General features: G+C 71.6%; 20 protein-coding genes and 1 tRNA gene. 14 read left to right on the top strand and 7 right to left on the bottom strand.

Annotated elements, in window-relative coordinates:
- Nucleotides 1-46: 46 nt before the first annotated feature.
- The 3 genes from QT381_RS01205 to QT381_RS01195 are packed head-to-tail and all read right to left on the bottom strand — an operon-like array spanning nt 47 to nt 3,329.
- Nucleotides 47-1,264, bottom strand: coding sequence for an ABC transporter permease (locus QT381_RS01205; RefSeq protein WP_289246785.1), 1,218 nt, complete (start codon nt 1,262-1,264; stop codon nt 47-49).
- On the bottom strand, nt 1,261-1,992 hold the full coding sequence (locus QT381_RS01200) for an ABC transporter ATP-binding protein (RefSeq protein WP_289246782.1): 732 nt from the start codon (nt 1,990-1,992) through the stop codon (nt 1,261-1,263). The genes QT381_RS01205 and QT381_RS01200 overlap by 4 nt, the downstream gene beginning before the upstream one ends.
- Nucleotides 1,992-3,329, bottom strand: coding sequence for an efflux RND transporter periplasmic adaptor subunit (locus QT381_RS01195; protein ID WP_289246781.1), 1,338 nt, complete (start codon nt 3,327-3,329; stop codon nt 1,992-1,994). The genes QT381_RS01200 and QT381_RS01195 overlap by 1 nt, the downstream gene beginning before the upstream one ends.
- Before the next feature lie 143 nt (nt 3,330-3,472).
- On the opposite strand from QT381_RS01195, the gene QT381_RS01190 reads away from it, so the two are divergent.
- A tRNA-Ser gene (locus QT381_RS01190) sits at nt 3,473-3,563 on the top strand.
- 144 nt (nt 3,564-3,707) lie between these two features.
- Here QT381_RS01190 and QT381_RS01185 read toward each other — a convergent pair.
- The 3 genes from QT381_RS01185 to QT381_RS01175 all read right to left on the bottom strand — a co-directional run bounded on the left by QT381_RS01185 (nt 3,708) and on the right by QT381_RS01175 (nt 6,501).
- Nucleotides 3,708-4,367 (bottom strand): methionine ABC transporter permease, encoded by a 660-nt coding sequence (locus QT381_RS01185; protein WP_289246779.1) that lies wholly within the window; start codon nt 4,365-4,367, stop codon nt 3,708-3,710.
- Nucleotides 4,367-5,392: a methionine ABC transporter ATP-binding protein gene (locus QT381_RS01180; protein WP_289246865.1), complete on the bottom strand. Its 1,026-nt coding sequence runs from the start codon at nt 5,390-5,392 to the stop codon at nt 4,367-4,369. Before QT381_RS01180 ends, QT381_RS01185 begins: the two co-directional genes overlap by 1 nt.
- A 95-nt stretch (nt 5,393-5,487) precedes the next feature.
- Nucleotides 5,488-6,501 carry a MetQ/NlpA family ABC transporter substrate-binding protein gene (locus QT381_RS01175; protein ID WP_289246777.1) on the bottom strand — a complete coding sequence of 338 codons (1,014 nt, stop codon included), beginning with the start codon at nt 6,499-6,501 and terminating at the stop codon, nt 5,488-5,490.
- A 247-nt stretch (nt 6,502-6,748) separates the two neighbouring features.
- Here QT381_RS01175 and QT381_RS01170 point away from each other — a divergent pair, with 247 nt between their 5' ends.
- From QT381_RS01170 to QT381_RS01160, 3 genes are read left to right on the top strand one after another with little or no spacing between them, the layout of a single operon-like run.
- Nucleotides 6,749-7,588: a DUF1684 domain-containing protein gene (locus QT381_RS01170; protein ID WP_289246776.1), complete on the top strand. Its 840-nt coding sequence runs from the start codon at nt 6,749-6,751 to the stop codon at nt 7,586-7,588.
- On the top strand, nt 7,585-8,697 hold the full coding sequence (locus tag QT381_RS01165) for an LLM class flavin-dependent oxidoreductase (protein ID WP_289246775.1): 1,113 nt from the start codon (nt 7,585-7,587) through the stop codon (nt 8,695-8,697). The genes QT381_RS01170 and QT381_RS01165 overlap by 4 nt, the downstream gene beginning before the upstream one ends.
- The gene (locus QT381_RS01160) at nt 8,667-9,626 is read left to right on the top strand and encodes an ATP-grasp domain-containing protein (RefSeq protein ID WP_289246774.1); all 960 of its coding nucleotides are present in this window, start codon (nt 8,667-8,669) and stop codon (nt 9,624-9,626) included. Before QT381_RS01165 ends, QT381_RS01160 begins: the two co-directional genes overlap by 31 nt.
- Here QT381_RS01160 and QT381_RS01155 read toward each other — a convergent pair.
- Nucleotides 9,616-10,362 (bottom strand): tyrosine-protein phosphatase, encoded by a 747-nt coding sequence (locus tag QT381_RS01155; RefSeq protein WP_289246773.1) that lies wholly within the window; start codon nt 10,360-10,362, stop codon nt 9,616-9,618. The genes QT381_RS01160 and QT381_RS01155 overlap by 11 nt on opposite strands.
- Before the next feature lie 158 nt (nt 10,363-10,520).
- Here QT381_RS01155 and QT381_RS01150 point away from each other — a divergent pair, with 158 nt between their 5' ends.
- The 10 genes from QT381_RS01150 to QT381_RS01105 all read left to right on the top strand — a co-directional run bounded on the left by QT381_RS01150 (nt 10,521) and on the right by QT381_RS01105 (nt 21,651).
- Entirely contained in the window at nt 10,521-11,426 is a 906-nt protein-coding gene (locus tag QT381_RS01150) for an alpha/beta fold hydrolase (protein ID WP_289246772.1), read from the top strand.
- A complete protein-coding gene (locus tag QT381_RS01145) occupies nt 11,423-12,736 on the top strand; it encodes an O-acetylhomoserine aminocarboxypropyltransferase/cysteine synthase family protein (RefSeq protein ID WP_289246770.1) in 1,314 nt (437 codons plus the stop codon). The genes QT381_RS01150 and QT381_RS01145 overlap by 4 nt, the downstream gene beginning before the upstream one ends.
- Before the next feature lie 61 nt (nt 12,737-12,797).
- Complete coding sequence (locus tag QT381_RS01140) at nt 12,798-14,426, top strand: ABC transporter substrate-binding protein (RefSeq protein ID WP_289246769.1); 1,629 nt, start codon at nt 12,798-12,800, stop codon at nt 14,424-14,426.
- 7 nt (nt 14,427-14,433) lie between these two features.
- Nucleotides 14,434-15,393 (top strand): ABC transporter permease, encoded by a 960-nt coding sequence (locus QT381_RS01135; RefSeq protein ID WP_289246767.1) that lies wholly within the window; start codon nt 14,434-14,436, stop codon nt 15,391-15,393.
- Entirely contained in the window at nt 15,390-16,352 is a 963-nt protein-coding gene (locus QT381_RS01130) for an ABC transporter permease (protein ID WP_289246766.1), read from the top strand. Before QT381_RS01135 ends, QT381_RS01130 begins: the two co-directional genes overlap by 4 nt.
- On the top strand, nt 16,349-17,140 hold the full coding sequence (locus tag QT381_RS01125) for an ABC transporter ATP-binding protein (protein WP_289246765.1): 792 nt from the start codon (nt 16,349-16,351) through the stop codon (nt 17,138-17,140). Before QT381_RS01130 ends, QT381_RS01125 begins: the two co-directional genes overlap by 4 nt.
- Nucleotides 17,137-17,925 (top strand): ABC transporter ATP-binding protein, encoded by a 789-nt coding sequence (locus QT381_RS01120; protein WP_289246763.1) that lies wholly within the window; start codon nt 17,137-17,139, stop codon nt 17,923-17,925. The genes QT381_RS01125 and QT381_RS01120 overlap by 4 nt, the downstream gene beginning before the upstream one ends.
- Entirely contained in the window at nt 17,922-18,917 is a 996-nt protein-coding gene (locus QT381_RS01115) for an LLM class flavin-dependent oxidoreductase (protein WP_289246762.1), read from the top strand. The genes QT381_RS01120 and QT381_RS01115 overlap by 4 nt, the downstream gene beginning before the upstream one ends.
- Complete coding sequence (locus QT381_RS01110) at nt 18,914-20,308, top strand: LLM class flavin-dependent oxidoreductase (RefSeq protein WP_289246761.1); 1,395 nt, start codon at nt 18,914-18,916, stop codon at nt 20,306-20,308. The genes QT381_RS01115 and QT381_RS01110 overlap by 4 nt, the downstream gene beginning before the upstream one ends.
- A complete protein-coding gene (locus QT381_RS01105; protein ID WP_289246760.1) occupies nt 20,305-21,651 on the top strand; it encodes an LLM class flavin-dependent oxidoreductase in 1,347 nt (448 codons plus the stop codon). Before QT381_RS01110 ends, QT381_RS01105 begins: the two co-directional genes overlap by 4 nt.
- Nucleotides 21,652-21,680 lie beyond the last annotated feature (29 nt).

Here is a 21,680-nt window from a genome sequence, read left to right as displayed (position 1 = left end):
GGTTCGGGGGTGGGTTCGGGGGAGGCGGGGCGGATGCCGCTCGCGGTCAGACGGAGCGGAGCGCCTGGATCGGACGCAGGTTCGCCGCGCGCGCGGCCGGATACGAGCCGAAGAACACGCCGATCGCGACCGAGACACCGAGGGCGAGCGGGATGGAGTAGCCGAGGATGATCGGCTGCGTGCCGTTGATCTCGAATCGGGATCCGATGAGCGCGGCGGCGACGCCGAGCACGCCGCCGAGGAGGGTGAGCGCGGCCGCCTCGGTGAGGAACTGCCCGAGGATCGCGCGGCGACGGGCGCCGAGCGCCTTGCGGATGCCGATCTCGCGGGTGCGTTCCGTGACGGTCACGAGCATGACGTTCGTGACGCCGATGCCGCCGACGAGCAGCGAGATCGCCGCGACCGCGCCGAGCAGCACGGTGAACGTGTTCGCGCTCTCCTCCTGCGTCTCGAGCAGGTCGCTCGCGTTCGAGATCGTGTAGCTCTCGTCGTCGGCGGTCTGGCCGAGCAGCTGGTCGAGCATGATCTCGATCTCGCCGGCCGCGGCGTCGACGCTGTCGGAGTCGGTCGCCTCGACCGTGAGCGTCGACACCGAGCCGAAGCCCGTGAACGAGCGCTGCACGCGCGTGATCGGCGCGACGAGCACCGAGTTCGCGTCGGTGAACCCCGTGCTCGACTGCTGCTTGAGGATGCCGACGATCGTGAACGGCGTCCCGTCCACCTGCACGGTCTGACCCAGCGCGCTGCCGGTCGGGAACAGCTCGGTGGCGAGCGTGGACCCGATCACGGCGACCTTCTGAGCGGATGCCGTGTCGTCATCCGTGAACGCCTCGCCCGACGCGACCGCGGTCGTGCCCACCGCGAAGTAGCCGCTCGTGGTGCCGATGATGCTCACGCCGTCCTCGCTCGCGGCGGTCGAGGAGACCGTGAGGCTCGTCGACACCTGCGGCACGACGGCGGCGACGTGGCCGAGGTGCGCGCTCTCGAGGGTCGTCGCGGTCTGCGCCGTGATCTGCTTCTCGCTCGTGGAGGTCGCGGCCGCGCCGCCGCCGAATCCGCCGCCGCCCGACGCCCGCACGGTGAGGGTGTTGGTGCCGAGGCTCGAGATCGAGTCGCGGATCGACTGGGCCGAGCCGTTGCCGACCGCGAGCAGCAGGATGACCGCGCCGACGCCGATCATCACGCCGAGCAGCGTGAGGATCGAGCGGAGCTTGTTGGCGGTGATGCCCCGCAGCGCGCTGCGCAGCAGCTCGAGCGGGCTCACGCGGCCACCGCCGCGCTGTCGTGCACGACGAGCCCGTCGGCGACGGTGAGCACGCGGTGCGCGCGCTTCGCGACCTCGTCCTCGTGCGTGATGAGCACGATCGTGCGGCCGGCCGCCGCGAGCTCGTCGAGGATCGACAGGATGTCGTCCGTCGAGCGGCTGTCGAGGTTGCCGGTCGGCTCGTCCGCAAGGATGAGCGTCGGATCGGTGACGAGGGCCCGGGCGATGGCGACGCGCTGCTGCTGGCCGCCGGAGAGCTCGACGGGCTCGTGGCCGGCGCGGGCGGAGAGGCCGACGCGGTCGAGCGACTCGGATGCACGCCGGGCGCGTTCCGCGCGCGCGACGCCGCCGTAGATCAACGGGAGCTCCACGTTCGCCTGCGCCGTCATCCGCTGGATGAGGTTGAACGACTGGAAGACGAAGCCGATCTCCTGGTTGCGCACGCGGGCGAGCTCGTTCTCGGTCATCTCGGCCACGTCATGTCCGGCGAGGGTGTAGCTGCCGTGGCTCGCGACGTCCAGGCAGCCGAGGATGTTCATGAGCGTCGACTTGCCCGAGCCCGACGGGCCCATGATCGCGATGTACTCGCCCGTGGTCACGGTGAGGTCGATGCCGCGCAGCGCGTGAACCGCGGCATCGCCGGAGCCGTAGACCTGGTGCACGCCGTCGAGGCGGAGCACGGTCTCGCCGGGGAGCACGGGCACGCGGGTGCCGCGGGAGCGGGCCATCAGTTGCCGTTCCCGCGCTGGAAGCCGCCGACTCCCCCGCCGAAGCCGCCGGAGCCCGTGCCCTCGCGCGAGAAGCCGCCGGTGCCCCCGCCGAACCCGCCGAACCCGCCGGAGCCACCGAAGCCGCCGTGCTCGCCGGTGCCGGTCGTCCCCGCCGTCGTCGCGCTCACGGTGCCGAGCACGATCGTCTCCCCCGCGCTGAGGCCCGACGTGATCTCGGTGCCGTCGTCGCCGACGACGCCCGTCGTGACGGTCTTCTCGGTGGTCGTGCCGTCGTCGCCGACGACCTTCACGGTCTTCGTGCCGTCGGATGCCGTGCTGATCGCCGCGGCCGGCACATAGAGGGCGTCGGCGGCGCTCGTCGACGTGGTGATCGTCGCCTGGGCGGTCTGCCCGAGCCGGAGGCCGTCGGGGACGCTGTCGAGCGTGATCGTCGTCGCGTACGTGACGACCGAGTTCGACGAGGTGGCCGTCGGCGCGATCGAGGTGACCTTCGCGGTCGCGGTCACGTCGGTGAGCGCCGGGAACGTGATGGCGACGGCCTGGCCGACCTCGACGTCGGCGATGTCGGCCTCGGCGATCGCGGCGGTCATGGTCATCGACGAGACGTCGGCGATGGTGACGAACCCGCTCCCGCTCGACGCGGTCGAGCCGGACGACGAGCCGCTCGTGCCCGACGCGCCGCCCGAGCCCGCGCTGTCGCCGACCGCTCCGTCGACCGCGATCACGAGTCCGGCGATCGGGGCGGTGAGTCTCGCGTCGGCGAGGTCGGCCTTCGCGTCGGCGACGCCCTCGACGGCATCCGTCACCTGGTCCTGGGCCTGCTCGAGCTTGTCCTCGGCGCTCTGCCGGGACTGCGTGGCCTGCTCGAGCGTGCTCGCCGCCTGTGCCCTGGTCTGCTCGTCCTTCGAGGTCGCGTCCTTCTTCGCCCGTGCGATGTCGTTCTCCGCGTCGTCGACCGTCTCGTTCGCCTCGTCGACCGCCTGGTTCGCCTCGGTGAGCGCGCGCTGGGCCTTGGTGACGGCATCCGTGAGGTCGGCGGTCTTCAGCGTGCCGAGCGTCGCCCCCTTCTTCACGGTGTCGCCGACCGCGACCTTGACGGACGCGATCGTGCCGCTCACCGCGAAGTCGGCCGCGACCTCCCGCACGGGCGCGATCGATCCGCTCGCGGTGATCGTCGTGCTCACCGTGCCCTGCTGCACTGTGCCGGTGAGCTGGGTGGCGCCCGTCGACGAGGATGCGGAGCGGGGCAGGAACAGCACGAGACCGACCGCGAGGATCGCGACGATCACGACGCCCAGCACGATGTTGGTGAGCGCACGTCGGGAGAGCTTCATGATCCGCGAGCGTTCCGGTCGCGGCTATGCCGCCGATTGGCCGATGGTAAGAAAACGCCGAGAACGGATGCCGTCCCCGGCAGCGCCCGTCGTCCGTGGTCCGGTGGTCGGCCGGGCGCCGCGTTTCGGCTACACTCGTCGGCGGTGACGTGTCCGAGCGGCCGAAGGTGCAACTCTCGAAAAGTTGTGTGGGCGATGAGTCCACCGTGGGTTCAAATCCCACCGTCACCGCCACAGAACCCCTGGTCAGCAATGCTGATCAGGGGTTCTTCTCTTGCAGAAGGCGTCGCGAACTCGCACGCGAGGCGTCGAGCGGACGGGCAGCCGAGAACGTGCGCGCTGACGGAATCCCGAGCAGCGCGGAGCGCGGACCTGTGTCTACCGGCGCAGGAACCGTCGCGCCAGCACGTTGCCGATCACCTGGGTGAACTGCACGAGCACGATGATGATGAGCACGGTCGCCCAGGTCACGACCGGCTCGAACAGCCGGTAGCCGTACTGGATCGCGAAGTTGCCGAGCCCGCCGCCGCCGATGACGCCCGCGATCGCCGACATGTCGGTCACCGCGATGACGATGAACGTGTAGCCGAGCACGAGGGGGCCGAGCGCCTCGGGGATGAGCACGGTGCCGATGATGCGCAGCCGCCCTGCGCCGACCGATCGCGCCGCCTCGATGACGCCGGGCTGCACGGTGAGCAGGTTCTGCTCGACGATGCGGCCGATCGCGAACATCGAGCCGACGACGAGTCCGAAGATCGCCATCGGGTTGCCGATGCCTGTGCCGACGACGATGCGGCCGAGCGGCTGCACGGCCGCGAGCAGGATGACAAACGGGATCGGTCGGAAGAAGTTGATGAGCACGTTGAGGATCGTGAACACGACGCGGTTCTCGAGCAGGTTGCCCGACCGCGTCAGGTAGAGGCCGAGACCGAGCGCGAGCCCGACCGTGCCGCCGACGACCATCGCGATGCCGACCATGTAGACGGTCTCCCACGCGGCGACGCCGAGCTTGGGGAGCAGTTCGATGAGGCGGTCCATCACGCCACCTCCGTCACATGGGCCGAGCCGACGGATGCGAGGGCGGCGTCGATCGCCGCCGTGTCGCCCCGCAGGGCGAGGGTGAGCGTGCCGAAGGTGCGCCCGCGCACCTCGTCGACGCCGCCGTGCACGAGCTCGAAGCCGACGCCGCCGCGCGCGAGGGCCGCGAACAGGTCGGCCTGCGCGGTGTCGTCGTCGGCGAACGTGACCGTGACGAGACGACCGGTGTGGCGGGCGCGCAACCCGACGACGGCATCCGGGTCCGGGGCGTCGGACACGACGGTCGAGACGAACCGGCGCGCGACATCCGTGCGCGGATGCGCGAACACCTCGAACGCGGTGCCGATCTCGACGACGCGGCCGCTCTCCATGACCGCGATGCGGTCGGCGATCGTGCGCACGACGTCCATCTCGTGCGTGATGACGACGACGGTGATGCCGAGCTCGGCGTTGACGCGGCGCAGCAGGCGCAGCACGTCGGCCGTCGTCTCGGGGTCGAGGGCGCTCGTCGCCTCGTCGGCGAGCAGAATGCGGGGGTTCGTCGCGAGCGCGCGTGCGATGCCGACGCGCTGCTTCTGACCGCCGGAGAGCTGTTCGGGGTAGGCGTGCGCCTGCGCCGCGAGACCGACGAAGCGCAGCAGTTCGACGACGCGCTCGTGCCGCTTCTCGCGCGGCACTCCGGCGACGGCGAGCGGGTAGGCGATGTTGCCGTAGACGGTCTTCGACGAGAACAGGTTGAACTGCTGGAAGATCATGCCGATGTCGGAGCGGATGCGCCCGAGCCGCCGTTCGGGCAGGGCGGCGATGTCCTGGCCGTCGATCTCGACGGAGCCGGAGGTCGGCCGCTCGAGCAGGTTGATGAGGCGCACGAGCGTCGACTTGCCGGCGCCCGAGTAGCCGATGATGCCGACGATCTCGCCGGCCTCGATCTCGAGCGAGACGCCGTCGACGGCGATCGCCGACTCGGCGCCGCGCTGCCGCGGCGGATAGTGCTTGCGCACGTCGGTCAGACGGATGAGGGGCATGGTGTCCTCCGGACGCAGGGAGGCGGATGCCGCTCCCGATCGTGTCGGGAGCGGCATCCGCAGTGGCCACCGAGCCGGTCGGTGGTGTCGAACGGTTACTTCGAGGCCGAGAGTGCCGCCTCCGTGTCGGCGAGCGACTGCTCGAGGTCGGCGACGGGGGTCTTCACGAGCGACGCGGTGCCGCCCGAGGTCTCCTGCAGTCCGTCGGTGACGGCCTTCGTGTCCTGGAAGATCGAGACGAGCTCGAGGTAGACGGGGTTGTCCTTGTCCTCCGCGCGCGCGGCGAAGATGTTGATGTACGGCTGCGCGCTGGGGTCGGTGGGGTCGTCCTTCGCGATGGCGTCGTCGAAGCTCAGGCCGGCGTCCTGGACGAAGTCGTTGTTGATGATCGCGGCGGCGACATCCGGGAGCGACGTCGCAGTGAGGTTCGCGTCGAGGGTCGTGACCTTCACGCGCGAGCTCGGCAGCACGTCGTCGATCGTCGAGAACGGGCTACCGCCGTCCTTCAGCTCGACGAGGCCCGCCGACTGCAGAACGAGGAGGCCGCGGGCGAGGTTCGACGCGTCGTTCGGCACGGCGACCGTCGCGCCGTCCGGGATCGCGTCGGTCGAGTCGTACTGCGTCGAGTACAGGCCGAGCGGGTAGATCGCGGTCGAGCCGATGGGCGTTACGTCGGCCTTCGCGTCGACGTCGTACTGCGCGAGATAGATGATGTGCTGGAACTGGTTGAGGTCGAGATCGCCCTCGGTGAGCGCCGGGTTGGGCTGCGCGTAGTCGGTGAAGTCGACCAGATCGATGCTGATGCCCGCGTCGGCGGCCGCCTGCTTGTAGAGGTCCCAGTAGGGGTCGCTCGCGCCGACGACGCCGATCTTCACGGGGTTGCTCGCGGAGCCCTTGTCGCCGTCGGCGATGGGGGTGGCGTCGTCGGCCGGGTCTGTGCTGTCGCCGGTGGCCGCTCCGCCGGGAGCGGCGGTCGACCCGCCGTTGTTCGCGTTGACGCCGATGACGATGCCGACGGCCGCGACGATGACGACGACGACCGCGACGATGGCGGCGATGAGCGGGCCGCGGCGCTTGGGCGGCTGAACGGTGACGTCCTGGTCGGACATGTCTCCTCCTTGGTGGTGCTGTGCTGTGGTGCCGCGGGGCGGCGTCGTCGGTGATCGACCGACCGGGCGATCATTCGTGAGCTCGGCGTCGTCGTCGAATCGTGTTCCGAACTGTTGCGTCGTACGACGCGAGGTTGCGCCGTTGATCGCGCGATTCCGCGCGGTCGGACGAATCGGTCGAGCTGCCCGGTGCGTCAGAGTTCGTCATGAGGACGTGCGGACGGGACGTGCGGCCTACCGTGCCCGCATGAGCACGGTTCAGACTCCTGTCGACTCCCCGCCGCTGGCGCAGTTCCTCACCGGGCGCGAGGCGCATCTCTCGGGGGCCCGTTCCCCCGTCGCGTTCGAGTGGGGCGACTTCGTCACAGCCCCGGCCACCCGCGTCGCCGGCGCGCCGGGGCTGTGGTCGCCCGCACCCGCGGGCGTCGCGGGGCTGCGCGTCACCGTAGCCCCCGACGACGCCGTCGAGATCGGCGGAACCCTCGTCGAGCACACGGCCGTGCTGTACGCGGACGCGGTCGACGGCCCGTCCGTCGCGCGCTTCGGGAACGGGGCCGAGGGCGTGATCTTCAGCTACGACGGGACGAGGCACGCCCTGCAGGTCTGGAACAGCCACCGTGCGGCCGCTCGACGTTTCGCCGGCGCAGCGCGGTTCGACGAAGCCGATCACCCGTCGGGAGCAGCACCGTGGGTGGTCGAGGCGACCGTGCACGCTGCTCCCCAGCGCACCGTGACCATCACGCACGTTCGTGACCCGCGTCCCGTGGAGGTGCCCGTGGCGGCCGTCATCCGCTTCGTGCTCCGCGGCGAGCACGTCGCGCTGCTCGCGACAGCCGACGGCGATGGCCTGCGTGTGCACTTCACGGATGCCACGACCGGCGTCGACTCCGTTGGATCGGGGCGCACCCTGCGTCTGCCCGCGCCGGTCGAGGGCCGTGTCGTCGTCGATCTGCGCCGCGCGGTGCTGCTGCCGTGCGCGTTCAGTCCGGCGTGGAACTGTCCGCTGCCGCCGGTCGAGAACCGCATCCCGGTGCGCGTCGAAGCGGGGGAACGGCATCCTGTGACGGTCGACGGGGCACCGCTGTGAGCGCGCCCGGTCTCGGTTTCCTCGTCTTCGTCAGTCACGATCGACCCGCGGATGCGGCGCGGTCGCTCGAACAGGGCATCGACCTGTTCCGGGCGGCCGAGCGTCTCGGCTACGGCAGCGGCTGGGTGCGAGTCAGGAGGCATTCGCCGACGCTGTCGGCGCCCTTCCCGTTCCTGTCCGCCGTCGCCCGTGAGACGAACGCCATCCGTCTCGGCACGGGCGTGCTGCCCGTGGGGTTCGAGGACACGCTCCGCCTCGCCGAGGACGCCGCGACGACCGACCTGCTGAGCGGCGGGCGGCTCGAGCTGGGGGTGAGCTCCGGCCACGGCGCCGTCGACGCCCCGGTCGGTGCTGACCGCGAGGCGGTCGTGTCCGGTCGCCTCGCCGCTCTCCGTGACGCGATCGCCGGACGGCCGCTCGGCGAGCCGTACGCATCGCGTTTCGCCGCCGATCCCTTCGTCGCCCGCGAGCAGGCGACGGCCGGGTCGGCGGGCACGACACCGACGGATGTCGCGGCCGCCTCCGGCTGGACGGACCCGCAACCACGACCCAGCGGTGCGGTCGCGCAGCCCATCAGCGCGGGGCTCTCGTCGCGGCTCTGGTACGGCTCGGGCACGCTCTCGAGCGCCCTGCGTGCTGCACGACTCGGCTACGACCTGCTGCTCTCCACGCTCAACGGCGAGTTCGTTCCCGGCACGCTCGGCGAGAACCAGGCGCGCCAGATCGCGGCCTACCGCGACGAGTTCGCCCGGCAGCATCCGGATCGCACTCCGCGCGTCGCGATCTCGCGCTCGATCCTGCCGCTCGTCGGGGCCGAGGACCGCGCGCGGTTCGGGGGCTACGTCGAGCGCTATCGCGGCCTCGTCGATGCGGAGGGGCGCTTCGCCGGCACACCGCCGACGACCCAGTGGAGTCCGCTCTACGGCGGCGAACCGGAGAGCATCGCCGAGGAAATCGCCGCCGATCCGAGCGTTGCGCTCGCCGACGACGTGCTGCTCACGCCGATCACCGAGCTCGATCTGCCGACGCTGCACCGCGTGCTCGAGACCGTGGCGGTCGACGTGGCTCCGCTGCTCGGATGGCGCACCCCCGCCGGAGCGATCGCGTGACGCTCGCGGTGCACGTTCTGCACGACCATCCGGAGTGGCTGCCGCCGTTCCGCGCGGCGTTCGCCGCGGAGGGCGTCGCACTGCGGGAGTGGCTGCTCGAGGACGGCGCGCGCATCGACCTCTCCGAGGCGCCGCCCGACGGCCTGTTCTGGTCGCGGCTCAGCGCCTCCTCGCACACGCGCGGTCGCCGCGTCGCCAAGGAGGCCGGCCGAGCGACTCTCGCGTGGCTCGAGGCGCACGGACGCCGCGTCGTGAACGGACGAGGCGTGCTCGAGATCGAGGTGAGCAAGGCGGCGCAGCACGCCGCGCTCGCCGCGGCGGGCATCGACGTGCCGCGCTCGATCGCCGTCGTCGGGCGCGACGGCATCGCGGATGCTGCGCGCGCCATCGGAGCACCGGCGATCGTGAAGCACAACCAGGGCGGCAAAGGTCTCGGGGTGCGCGGGTTCGACGCGGTGGAGCACCTGGAGGAGTACCTCGCCTCGCCGCTCTACGAGGAGCCCCTCGACGGGATCACCATCGTGCAGGAGCGTCTCGTGCCCGTCGAGCCGTTCGTGACCCGGGCGGAGTTCGTCGGCGGCCGATTCGTCTACGCCGTGCGCGTCGACACAGCGGCGGGCAGCTTCGAGCTCTGTCCGGCCGACGTCTGCGAGGTGCCCAGCGGATCGCTGCATGAGCCCTTCGAGCTGCGCAACACCGTGACTGCGGACCATCCGCTCATCCGCCGCGTCGAGAGCTTCCTGTCCGGGGCGGGCATCGAGATCGCCGGGGTCGAGTTCATCGAGACCGTCGACGGACGATCCGTCGTCTACGACGTCAACACCAACACGAACTACAACCCCGCGGTCGAGGCCGTCGCACCCGAATCGGCGACACGCAGCGTCGCGCGCTTCCTCGGGGCCGAACTCGCTCGCGTCCCTACCCGCTGAAGCGGGCGCGCAGCGACGCGAGTGCGGCATCCGTGAGCCCATGCGCGCGCAGGAAGGCCTCCGCGGAGCCCCACTCCGACCCGATGCGGTCGATGACGGTCTCGATGGCACGGCGCGGGCTGCCGCCGATGAGTTCGAGCGACGCCTCGAGCACGGCCGGTCGGTGGAAACCCGCCAGCCAACGCAGCCGCTCGTCGAGCCACGAGGCGCGCAACAGCTCCTCGGAGGTCGAGTAGTCGTCGACGACGGCGGACCGATCGACCCCGATCGCGAGAAGGACCAGCGCGATGACGATGCCGGTGCGGTCCTTGCCCGCGGAGCAGTGCACGAGCACCGCGCCCTCCGGAGCAGCCGCTACTGCGTCGACCGCGGTTACGAGGCCCGGCGCGTGCCGCCCGAGCAGATCGGCGTAGAGGTCGTCGATCGATGCACCCGTCGCCACGTAGTCGGCCGCCCCGGCGGCGAAGACCGGGGCGGACTCGACACGGATGCCGACGGCGGCCGCGCGGGCGCCCGTCGCGACGCCCTTCTCGTCGTCGCCGCGCAGATCGATGACCGTGCGCACGCCCCGGTCGGCGAGCGCGGACCACGACGACGGATCGAGAGCGTGGAGCGCGTCGGAGCGCAGCAGGGCTCCGACGCGCAGAGCGGGCGCCGACACCGTCCGCAGGTTGTGGGTGCCGGGCAGGGCGATGCGTCCGGCGTCGGATGCGGGGCGGGAGTCGTCGGTGGTCATCTCCGGCGGGAATGTAATCCGCTCGCCGGCGTCGTGCCGGGCGCGCGTCACACGACGACACAGGACTTCACCGTGTGACGCCGACGGCGCGCGGGGCGACCGGCGACCGGATGCTGTCGGTCGTCCACCCGTCTCGACGACCCGAACCGGAGCCCAGCATGAGCGACCAGAACACGCTCGACGAATTCGCCTACCTGGCGAGCGAGGCGGCCGCCGTCGGCGCTGCCGTGCCCGTGCACGCGCGCGTCGCGGTCGTGACGTCCGAGGGAACCGTCAGCGGCATCCGCTGGGGGACGTCGACCCCGGAGGTCGTGCTGCTGCACGGCGGCGGACTCAACGCGCACACGTGGGATGCCACCGTTCTCGCGCTCGGCGTGCCCGCGCTGGCGATCGACCTACCCGGTCACGGCGATTCGGGGTGGCGCGACGACGCGGACTACGCGCCGACCACCATCGCACCGGCCGTGGCCGAGGCGATCGCCCGCCTAGTCGACGCCCCGGTTGTCGTCGTCGGGCAGTCGCTCGGCGGCCTCACCGCGGGAGTACTCGCGGGCGATCGGCCCGATCTGGTGCGCTCCACCGTCATCGTCGATGCCGTGCCGTTCGCGCCCGTCGACCTGCCGACCGACGCGCCGAACCCGGTGCGCGACTTCCTCGCGGGGCCGAACGTGTTCCCGTCGCGCGACGCGATCGTCGACCGGGCGCTGTCGTTCGGCTTCGGCCCCGACCGCTCGTCGGTCGAGCGCGGGGTCGCGCTCAACACGCGGGTGCGCGACGACGGGCAGGTCGTGTTCAAGCACCACCTCGCCAACCTCGACGCGGGCGCGAGCCCGTTCGCCACCGACTTCTCCGCCGTCTGGTCGCCGCTCGAGCGCGCGACCGGCGACGTGCTGCTCATCGCCGCCGAGAACGGCTTCGTGCCGCCGGCGCGCGTCGAGGAGTTCCTCCGCCGCGTTCCGCGCTCGAGCGTGGTGCGCGTGAGCGGGGGACACAACGTGCAGGAGGAGCGCCCGGTCGAGCTCGCCGCCCTCCTGCGTGACCACCTCGCGGCGGTGACCGCATGACGGATGCCGCCGACTGGCGCTTCGACACCGCCCAGGTGCACGCCGGCGCGCGCCCCGACCCGACGACGCACGCGCGCGCGACGCCCATCTACGCGACGACGAGCTTCACCTACGACAGCGCGGATGCCGCGGCCGCGTCGTTCCTGCTCGACGACCTCGAGAACTACGCCTACAGCCGCATGTCGAACCCGACGACGACCGTCGTCGAGCAGCGCATCGCCCGCCTCGAGGGCGGGGTCGCAGCGGTCGCGACCGCGAGCGGGCAGGCGGCGACCGCACTCGCGCTGCTCAACATCCTGCGCACCGGCGACCACGTGATCGTCTCCAACCAGGTCTACGGCGGCACCACGAACCTGCTGCTGCGCCGCTTCGCCGAACTCGGCATCGCGACGAGCCTCGTGTCCGAGATCAACGACCCGGAGGCGTGGCGCGCGCTCGTGCGCCCCGAGACGCGGGTGTTCTTCGCCGAGAGCATCGGCAATCCCACGGGCGCGGTCCTCGACATCCGCGCCATCGCCGACGTCGCGCACCAGGCGGGCGTGCCGCTCATCATCGACAACACTCTCGCGACGCCCTACCTGCTGCGCCCGCTCGAGCACGGGGCTGACATCGTCGTGCACTCGACGACGAAGTTCCTCGCGGGGCACGGCACGGCGATCGGCGGCATCATCGTCGACGGCGCGACGTTCGACTTCGGTGCAGAGCCCGAGAAGTGGCCGGGTCTGCACGTGCCCGACGTGGGTCACGGCGATGTCGGCTACTGGGAGCGCTTCTCGCCCCTCGGTCTCGCGTACGCTCTGCGCCTGCGCACGACGGTGCTGCGCGACTACGGCCCGGCGCCGAGCCCGTTCAACAGCTTCCTGCTCATCCAGGGGCTCGAGACGCTGAGCCTGCGCATCCGGCAGCACGTCGCGAACGCGCGCGCGGTCGTCGCGCACCTCGACGCCCACCCGCAGGTCACGCGCGTGCACTACGCGAGCCACCCCGACGCGCCGTGGGCGGATGTCGCGGCGCGCTACCTGCCCGAGGGCGGCGGCGCGATCGTGTCCTTCGAGATCGCCGGCGGATTCGCCGCGGGTGCCGCATTCGTCGACGCGCTCGAGCTGTTCAGCCACCTCGCCAACATCGGCGACGTGCGCAGTCTCGTCATCCACCCGGCATCGACCACCAACTCCGGCCTGAGCGAGGAGCAGCGTGCGGCGGCATCCGTCGATCCGTCGCTCGTGCGGCTCTCCATCGGCATCGAGGATCCTCGCGACCTCATCGCCGATCTCGATCAGGCCCTCCGGGCGGTCGCGCACCTCGCGTGACCCGCCATCGCACCACCCCTATCCGCACCACCCCACCTCACAGCACCCAGGAGAACCCGTCATGAGCGACGAGAACACCCCCACGCCGGCCGAGGAGCCGGCCCTCACCGAGAAGAAGAAGCCGACGGGATCGCGGCGCGGCCTCATCGCCGGGATCGTCGTCGCAGCGGTCGTCGTCGTCGGCGCCGGCATCGGCATCCCGGTCGCGATCAACGCCAACAGCGGCTCCGGATCGTCGACCGGTGGAGGCGACAGCGACGGCGGAGACGCCGCTCCGGCTGCGGCCGTGAACGCGGACGCCACGCTGCGGGTCGGCCTGCGCCTCGAGCCGACGAGTCTCGACATCCGCACCGTGTCCGGAGCCGCACTCGACCAGATCCTCATCGACAACGTCTACGAGGGGCTCGTCTCGCGCGATGCGACGGGCGACATCTCGCCGAGCCTCGCGACCGACTGGACGGTCTCCGACGACGGTCTCACCTACACGTTCACGCTCGCGCCCGACGAGACGTTCTCGAACGGCGACGCGCTCACCGCGGACGACGTGGTGTGGAGCATCCAGGGCCTCATCGACGCGAAGGGCGTCAACTCCGGCGATCTCGGCAAGGTGACGGATGTCGCTGCCGACGGCGACACGACGGTCACGATCACCCTGTCCGACCGCGACCCCGAACTGCTCTACTCGCTCGCCGGTCGTGCCGGCCTCGTGCTCGATCAGGACGCCACCAACGAGATCGCGACGACCGCGATCGGCAGCGGTCCGTTCCTGCTCGACTCGTGGAAGCAGGGCGACAGCATCACCCTCACCCGCAACGACGACTACTGGGGCGAGGAGCCGCAGCTGAAGAGCGTCGTGTTCAGCTACTACACCGACGCGACAGCCGGCAACAACGCCATCCTCGCGGGCGACCTCGACGTGCTCACCGGCGTCGACGCCAACACCGTGTCCCAGTTCGACGGCGTCGACGGCCTCTCGGTGGTCGACGGATCTGCGAGCGACAAGTTCGTGCTCGCGTTCAACAACGCGAAGGCGCCGCTGAACGACGAGAAGGTGCGTCAGGCGATCCGCTCCGCGATCGACCACGAGGCGATCATCACCGCGGTCGGTGGCGCCGGGAAGGTGCTCGGCGGACCGATCACGAGCAACGACCCGGGTTATGAGGACCTGAGCGGCCTCTACCCCCACGACGTCGACAAGGCGAAGAGCCTGCTCGCCGACGCGGGCTACGCCGACGGTCTCGACCTGACGCTCACCATTCCGTCGTTCTACGGCACGACGGTGACCGACCTGCTCACGTCGCAGCTCGCGGAGGCGGGCATCACCCTCACGGTCAACTCGGTGGAGTTCAGCACCTGGCTGTCCGACGTCTACACGAACAAGGACTACGAGCTGAGCATCGTCGACCACGCCGAGGCTCGCGACTTCAAGAACTGGGCCAATCCGGACTACTACTTCGGGTACGACAACGCGACGGTGCAAGACCTCTACGCGCAGGCGTCGTCCGCCGCCTCGACCGACGAGGAGGCGGATCTGCTCCAGCAGGCCGCCAAGATCGTGTCCGAGGATGCCGCGGCCGACTGGCTGTACAACTCGACGGGCACGACCATCGTCGCCGACACGGTGCACGACTTCCCGACCGATTCGACGAGCTCGCGGCTCGACGTCACCGGCGTGACCGTCACCGACTGACGCGACCGTGCTGCGATTCCTGATCGGCCGACTCGGCCTGCTCGTCGCGGGGCTGCTGCTCGCGAGCGTGCTCGTCTTCCTCGTGCTGCGTGTGCTCCCGGGCGACGTCGCACAGGTGATCGGCGGCACGAACGCGACGCCGGCGCAGATCGCGGCGATCCGGGAATCGCTCGGACTCGATGCCGGTCCGGTCAGCCAGTACCTCTCCTGGCTGGCCGGGCTGGTGCGGTTCGACCTCGGCGACTCGCTCATCACGGGCACCCCGGTCGGCGAGGAGCTCGGCCAGAAGTTCCAGGTGACGCTGCCGCTCACGCTGCTCGCCCTCGTGGTCGGCCTCGTCATCGCGCTGCCGCTCGGCGTGCTCTCGGCCGTGCGCGCCGAGCGCGGCGGCGGCGCGATCAACGTCGCCGCGCAGGCGCTCGCGGCGGTGCCGGCGCTCTGGGCCGGGCTGCTCCTCATCCTCCTGCTTGGTCGGGGCGTGGGGCTCGTGCCCCTGCTGCCGACACAGGGCTTCCCGCGCGACGGTTGGGCTGACCCGTCGGCGGCGCTCGCGGCGCTCGTGCTTCCGGCGCTCACGATCGGCGTCATCGAGGGCGCGGTGCTGCTGCGGTTCGTGCGCTCGGCGACCCTCGAGGCGCTCGCCCAGGACTACGTGCGCACGGCGGCGGCGAAGGGCCTCACCCGCACGCGCGCCCTGCTCACGCACGGGTTGCCGAACGTGGGGTTGTCGATCATCTCGGTGACCGCGCTCACCGTGGCGGGCCTCATCACCGGGGCCGTGCTCGTCGAGTCGCTCTTCAACCTGCCGGGCGTCGGGCGCATGCTCGTCTCCGACGTCGGCAACCGCGACCTCGTGAAGGTGCAGAGCGAGATCCTCTTCCTCACTGCGATCGTGCTCGTGATCGGTGCCGTCGTCGACGTCGTGCACCGCGTGCTCGACCCGCGACTGCGCGAGGCCGGCGCGTGAGCGCGGTCGGGGGTGCTCTCCGCGAGCTCCTGCGGCGCCCGGGCGGCGTGATCGGGGTCGCGGTGGTCGTGCTGCTCGTCGCCTCCGCGGCGCTCTCGCTCGTCTGGACGCCGTGGCCGCTCCTGCACACGGATATCGCGGAGCGCTGGCAGGGGCCGAGCGCGCGGCACTGGCTGGGGACCGATCAGACGGGCCGTGACCTGTTCAGCTGGCTGCTCGCGGGCGCCCGCACGACGGTGCTGGTGGCGGTCGGGGCGACGCTCGTCGCCGGCCTCGTCGGGGTGTCGCTCGCGGCCCTCGGCTCGCTCACCCCGCGGGGCGTGCGCGAGGCCGTGACGGTGCTCGTCGACCTCGCGATCGCCTTTCCCGTGCTGCTCATCGCGATGCTGCTCGCGGCGACGATCGGGGGCTCGTTGACGGTCGTCGTGCTCGCGGTGGGCATCGGGTTCGGCTTCAGCGTCGCGCGGGTCACCCGTCCCGAGATCCGCCGGGTGCAGCGCTCCGACTACGTGCTCGCGGCGCGCGCCGCCGGCGTCGGCCGGGTCGGCATGGTCGTGCAGCATCTCGTGCCCAACGTCGGACCGACCCTCGTCGTGCAGCTCTCGCTCGCGGCGTCCGTCTCGGTGCTCGCCGAGGCCGGCCTGTCGTATCTCGGTTACGGTGCTCCGAGCGGCACACCGTCGTGGGGGCGGCTGCTGAGTGCGACGCAGGGCTACATCGCCACGCAGCCCCTTGCCGTGCTGTGGCCGGGGCTGACGATCTCGATCGCGACGCTCGGACTCACGCTGCTCGGCGACGCCCTGCGCGAGGCGCTCGATCCGCGCCTGCGGCGCTCGCGCGCGGCGTCCATCCCGACCGAGGCAGCCCCGGGTGCGGCGGCGGATGCGGCAGGCGCCGACTCGTCAACGCCCGCGCCCGCGACGCCGTCGTCGACAGTCGTGGGGGAGGCGCGCGCGTGACCCTCGAGATCGAGAACCTGCGCATCGATATCCGCGGCCGCCGCGTCGTCGACGGCGTCTCCGTGCGCGTCGACGACGGCGAGCGCGTCGGCCTCATCGGCGAGTCGGGATCGGGCAAGTCGCTCACGGCACTTGCGGTGCTCGGGCTGCTGCCCCCGGTGGCGGCGGTGACGGGCCGCATCCGCCTCGACGGTCGCGACCTGCTCGGACTGTCCGATCGCGAGCTCGCGCGCGTGCGGGGCAAGCAGGTCGGCATGGTGTTCCAGGAGCCCCGCGCGGCGCTCAATCCGACCCGCCGGGTCGGGGCGCAGATCGCCGAGGCGCTGCGCATCCACTACGAGATCTCGACGGCCGACGCGCTCGCGCGGGCCGTGCGACTCGTCGAGCGCGTGCGCCTCCCCGACCCCGAGGGCATCGTGCAGCGCTATCCGCATCAGCTCTCCGGCGGTCAGTGCCAGCGCATCGCGATCGCCATCGCTCTCGCCACGAGTCCCGGACTCGTGATCGCCGACGAACCCACGACCGCTCTCGACGTGACGGTGCAGGCGAGCATCCTCGACCTGTTCTCGGATGTCGTCGCCGACCGCGGCACGGGCCTGCTGTTCGTGACGCACGACATCGCGGTCCTCGCGCGTGTCGCCGAACGCGCCGTGGTGCTCGCGCTCGGTCGCGTCGTCGAGGAGGGCAGTGTGAGCCGGCTCATCGCGACGCCGGCCGAGCCCCTCACCCGACGCCTCGTCGATGCGGCCCGCGCGACGAGCTGGAGACCGTTGGAGGTCCGCCGGTGACCGAGGTGCTGCTCGAGGGCCGGGGACTCCGCCGGTCGTACACCGTCGCGCGCGAGGGACTGCTCTCGCGACCCGTGCGGCATGACGCGCTCGTCGACGTCGACATCGAGGTGCGCTCCGGCGAGACGCTCGCGATCATCGGCGAGTCGGGGTCGGGCAAGTCGACGCTCGTGCGCATCCTGCTCGGACTCGATCGAGCGGATGCCGGGGAGACGCTGTTCCGCGGCGAACCAGTGGACGCTGCCGCGGAGCGGCGGCTCCGCCGCGAGACCGGGATCGTGCTGCAGGATCCGTACACGTCGCTCGACCCGCGCTTCACGATCGAGCGCACGATCGCCGAGCCGCTCCGGGCGCAGCGCGTCGCGGGGGATCATCGTGCGCTCGTCGCCGAAGCGCTCGGACACGTCGGTCTCGAGACCTGGCGCGCCGGGCAGTTCCCGCACGAGCTCTCGGGTGGTCAGCGCCAGCGGGTCGCCCTCGCTCGCGCCATCGTGCACCGGCCGCGGGTGCTCGCGGGCGACGAGCCGCTCAGCGCCCTCGACGTCACGGTACGGGCGCAGATCCTCGAACTGCTGCGGCGTCTGCGCGCCGAGCTCGGTCTGTCGATCGTGCTCGTGAGCCACGACATCGGCCTCGTGCAGAGCGTCGCCGACCGCATCGTCGTGCTGCGAGGCGGCCGCGTCGTCGAAGCGGGCGACGCGGCTCGCGTGCTCGCGGAGCCGACGCACCCGTACACGCGGGAGCTTCTCGCCTCGGTCCCCACGATCCCGGAGTTCAGCCGATGACCGCACCGTTCCGTCTCGGGTTCCTTACGCACGCGCACGGCACCGCCGAGGTCACCGCCCGCGAGCTCTACCCGGCCCTCGTCGATCTCTTCGTCGCGGCCGACGAGCTCGGGTTCGACTCGGGCTGGGTGTCGCAGCACCACCTGCAGACGCTGCAGGGACGGCTGCCCTCGCCGCTCGTGCTGCTCGCCGCGGCCGCCGCACGCACCCGCCGCATCCGTCTCGGCACCGCCGTCGTCGTGTTGCCGCTCGAGCACCCGGTGCGGGTCGCGGAGGACCTCGCCGTGCTCGATGCCCTCGCGGGCGACCGCGTGGAGCTCGGACTCGGTTCGGGCGGTCCGTCGCTCGAGCAGTTCGCGGCGTTCGATCGCGACCCCGACCGCCGCCGGGAGCTGTACGCGCAGCACCGCGATCGGCTCGAGTCGGCCCTGCGCGGCGACGTGCTGCCGGGCGGGGCGCTCCTGCAGCCCGACGCGCCGACACTCGTCGATCGTGTCTGGGAGACGCCGGTGCGCGCCGAAGCCGCATGGGCCGCCGGCGCCGCGGGGCGCGGCATCTTGCTCGGCCTGGGGCCAGCGCGCGGCGTGCAGGAGCAGCTCGCGGCCGAGCACGCCGCGGGGTGGGCCACCTCGTCGCGGGCCGCGGAGCGACCGCGCGCCGCGGCCGTGCGCGGTGCGTTCCCCGACGTGAGCAGGGAGGCGGCGGCCGCCCGCCTCGCCCCGGATGTGGCGCGTCACCTCGACTACCACGTCGAGTACGGATGGCTCGGCCCCGACGCCGGGCTCACCGAGCTGCTGGATGCGCTGAACGTGCAGTACGGCCGACCGGACGACATCGTCGCCTCGTTGAGCGCCGACCCAGTGCTGCCGTCGTCCACCGACCTCGTGCTCGCCGTGCAGGCGGAGAGCACGACGGTCACGACGGCGATCGCCGCCCTCGAGACCATCGCGACCGAGATCGCGCCCGCCCTGGGATGGAGCCCCGCACCATGACCGATCACACTCCGCGAGGAACGCGGGACGAGCCTGCCGAGACCTCGTCGGCCGACGCTCACCCGAGCATCCAGTTCGGCGCCCTGTTCTACGGCGCCGGCGGCCACCTTGCTGGCTGGCGGTACCCTGGCGCGAATCCGCGAGGACAGCTCGACGTTGACGCGTACATCGCGGCCGCCCGCACCCTCGAGCGGGGCGGCTTCGACGCGATCTTCGTCGCCGATGTCGTCGCGATCTGGGGGAAGGACCTCGACTCACTCAGCCGCACGGCGCGCGCCGACTTCTTCGAGCCGATCACCCTCCTCGCCGCGATCGCCGCGAGCACCTCGCACATCGGCGTCGTCGGCACGGCGACCACGAGCTACAACGAGCCGTATTCGATCGCCCGGCGATTCGCGACCCTCGACCACATCTCGGGGGGCCGTGCGGGATGGAACGTCGTCACGAGCGTCGTGCCCCTCGAAGCCGCGAACTTCGGCCGTGCCCAGCACTTCGAGCACGAGGAGCGCTACCGGCGCGCCGAGGAGTTCGTCGACGTCGTGCGGCGACTCTGGGACGGCGCGACGGATGACGCCTTCCTGCGCGACCAGCGCACGGGCGTCTATCTCGACACCGCGAAGCGCCGAGCGATCGACCACGACGGCGCGTGGTTCCGCATCGCGGGTCCGCTCAACGTCAGCCGGCCGCCGCAGGGGCACCCGGTCGTGTTCCAGGCGGGAGCGTCGCCCGTCGGGCAGGCGTTCGCCGCGAAGCACGGCGAGGTGCTGTTCACCGCGACGACCGACCTCGACCAGGCGATCGCCTACCGTGCGCGCGTGCGCGAGCTCGCCGTCGAGGCGGGTCGTGCGGCCGACTCGATCAAGGTCTGGCCCGTCTTCACGCCGATCGTCGCGGACACGGATGCCGAGGCGCGCGAGAAGCTCGACCATCTGCAGTCGCTGCTGCACGACGACGTGCTGCGCCGCAGCATCCAGGACAACATCGGCGACATCGACTTCACCGAATTCGACCTCGACGCACCGTTGCCCGAGATCCCCGAGAGCAACCGGTCGAAGAGCCGCCGCGACGGGATCCTCGCGATCGCACGCGAGAAGAACCTCACGCTGCGGCAGCTCGCCCTCGAGTTCAACGAGCGCGGCACGACGGCGGGTTCGCCCGAGACGATCGCCGACCGCATCGAGAGCTGGTTCCGCGCCGGCGCAGCGGACGGCTTCAACGTCTCGTTCCCCTACCTGCCCGACACTCTCGACGGTTTCGTCGACCGCGTGCTCCCGATTCTCGAGGAGCGCGGCGTGTTCCGCCGGCACTACGGCGCGACGCTGCGCGACACGCTCGGGCTCGCCCGCCCGGAATCCGTTCCGTCCCTCTCGACCGAAGGAGCGCGCGCATGAGCCGCGAACTGCACCTCACCGGCTTCCTCAAGCCGGCGGGCGAGTACCTCGCCGGCTGGCGCCACCCCGACGCTCCCCGAGCGGCGGGTGTCGACTTCCCGTTCATCGCCGACCTCGTGCGGCGTCTCGAGGCCGCGCGTTTCGACGCCGTGTTCCTGCCCGACCTCGTCGGCGTACCGGACACGACGGATGCCGCGCTCGCCCGGGTCGCGGTCGTCAACGACGCGCTCGAGCCGACCACCGTGCTCGGCGCGCTCAGTGCGGTCACGAGCCGCATCGGGTTGCTCGCGACCGCATCGACGAGCTTCACGCAGCCCTACACGCTCGCCCGCATCCTCGCGTCGATCGATCACCTCTCGCACGGCCGCGCGGCGTGGAACGTCGTGACCTCGCTCAACGACAGCGAGGCGCGCAACTTCGGCCTCGACGCGCACCTCGACCACGGCGACCGGTACCGGCGGGCCGGCGAGTTCCTCGATGTCGTGCGCGGTCTCTGGGACAGCTTCGACGACGACGCGTTCGCGTTCGACGTCGAGGCGGGTCTGTACTTCGATCCCGCGCGGCTGCACGCGCTCGACCACGCCGGGGACTCGTACTCGGTCGCCGGCCCGCTCAACATCGCCCGACCACCCCAGGGGTATCCCGTCATCGCGCAGGCCGGCTCGTCGGATGCGGGCCGCGATTTCGCGGCCCGCGAAGCGGATCTCGTGTTCAGCGCCCAGGTGCCGGCGGATGCGGCCCGCGCGTACTACGCCGACATCAAGCGCCGAGCCGTCGCGCACGGCCGCGATCCCGAGCACGTGCTCGTGCTGCCCGAGCTCGCCACCGTCGTCGCCCCGACCCGCGCCGAGGCGGAGGACCGCTTCGCCGCGATCCGGGAGCTCCTCGACCCCCGCGTCGCACTCGCCGACGTCGAGTACTGGCTCGGAGTCGATCTCGGCGGACTGCCGCTCGACGCTCCCTTGCCACTCCTCGCCGAGTCACCGACCGACGGCGCGACCAACCGCAGTCGCGGCCGCAGCCGTGAACTGTACGCGCAGGCCGCGGCATCCGGTTCGACCATCCGCGGTCTCGTCGAGCTCGTCACCGGCGGAGACGGCGCGATCATCGGCACGCCGACCGACGTCGCCGACCACATCGAGGAGCTGTTCACGACGGATGCCGCCGACGGCTTCACCGTCTCGTTCCCGTGGCAGCCAGGCACGCTCGTCGACTTCACCGAGCTCGTCGTCCCGGAGCTGCAGCGCCGTGGACTGCTCCGCACCGAGTACGCCGGCGCGACGCTGCGCGACCACCTCGGGCTGCCGCGCCCGGCGAGCCGCTACGCACCGTCGGCAGGATGAAGCACGTGACGACCACCGAACCCGAGGAG

This window comes from Galbitalea sp. SE-J8, from assembly GCF_030345695.1.
Taxonomy (GTDB): Bacteria; Actinomycetota; Actinomycetes; order Actinomycetales; family Microbacteriaceae; genus JAUASV01.
This window is presented reverse-complemented; position numbering and strand designations above follow the sequence as displayed.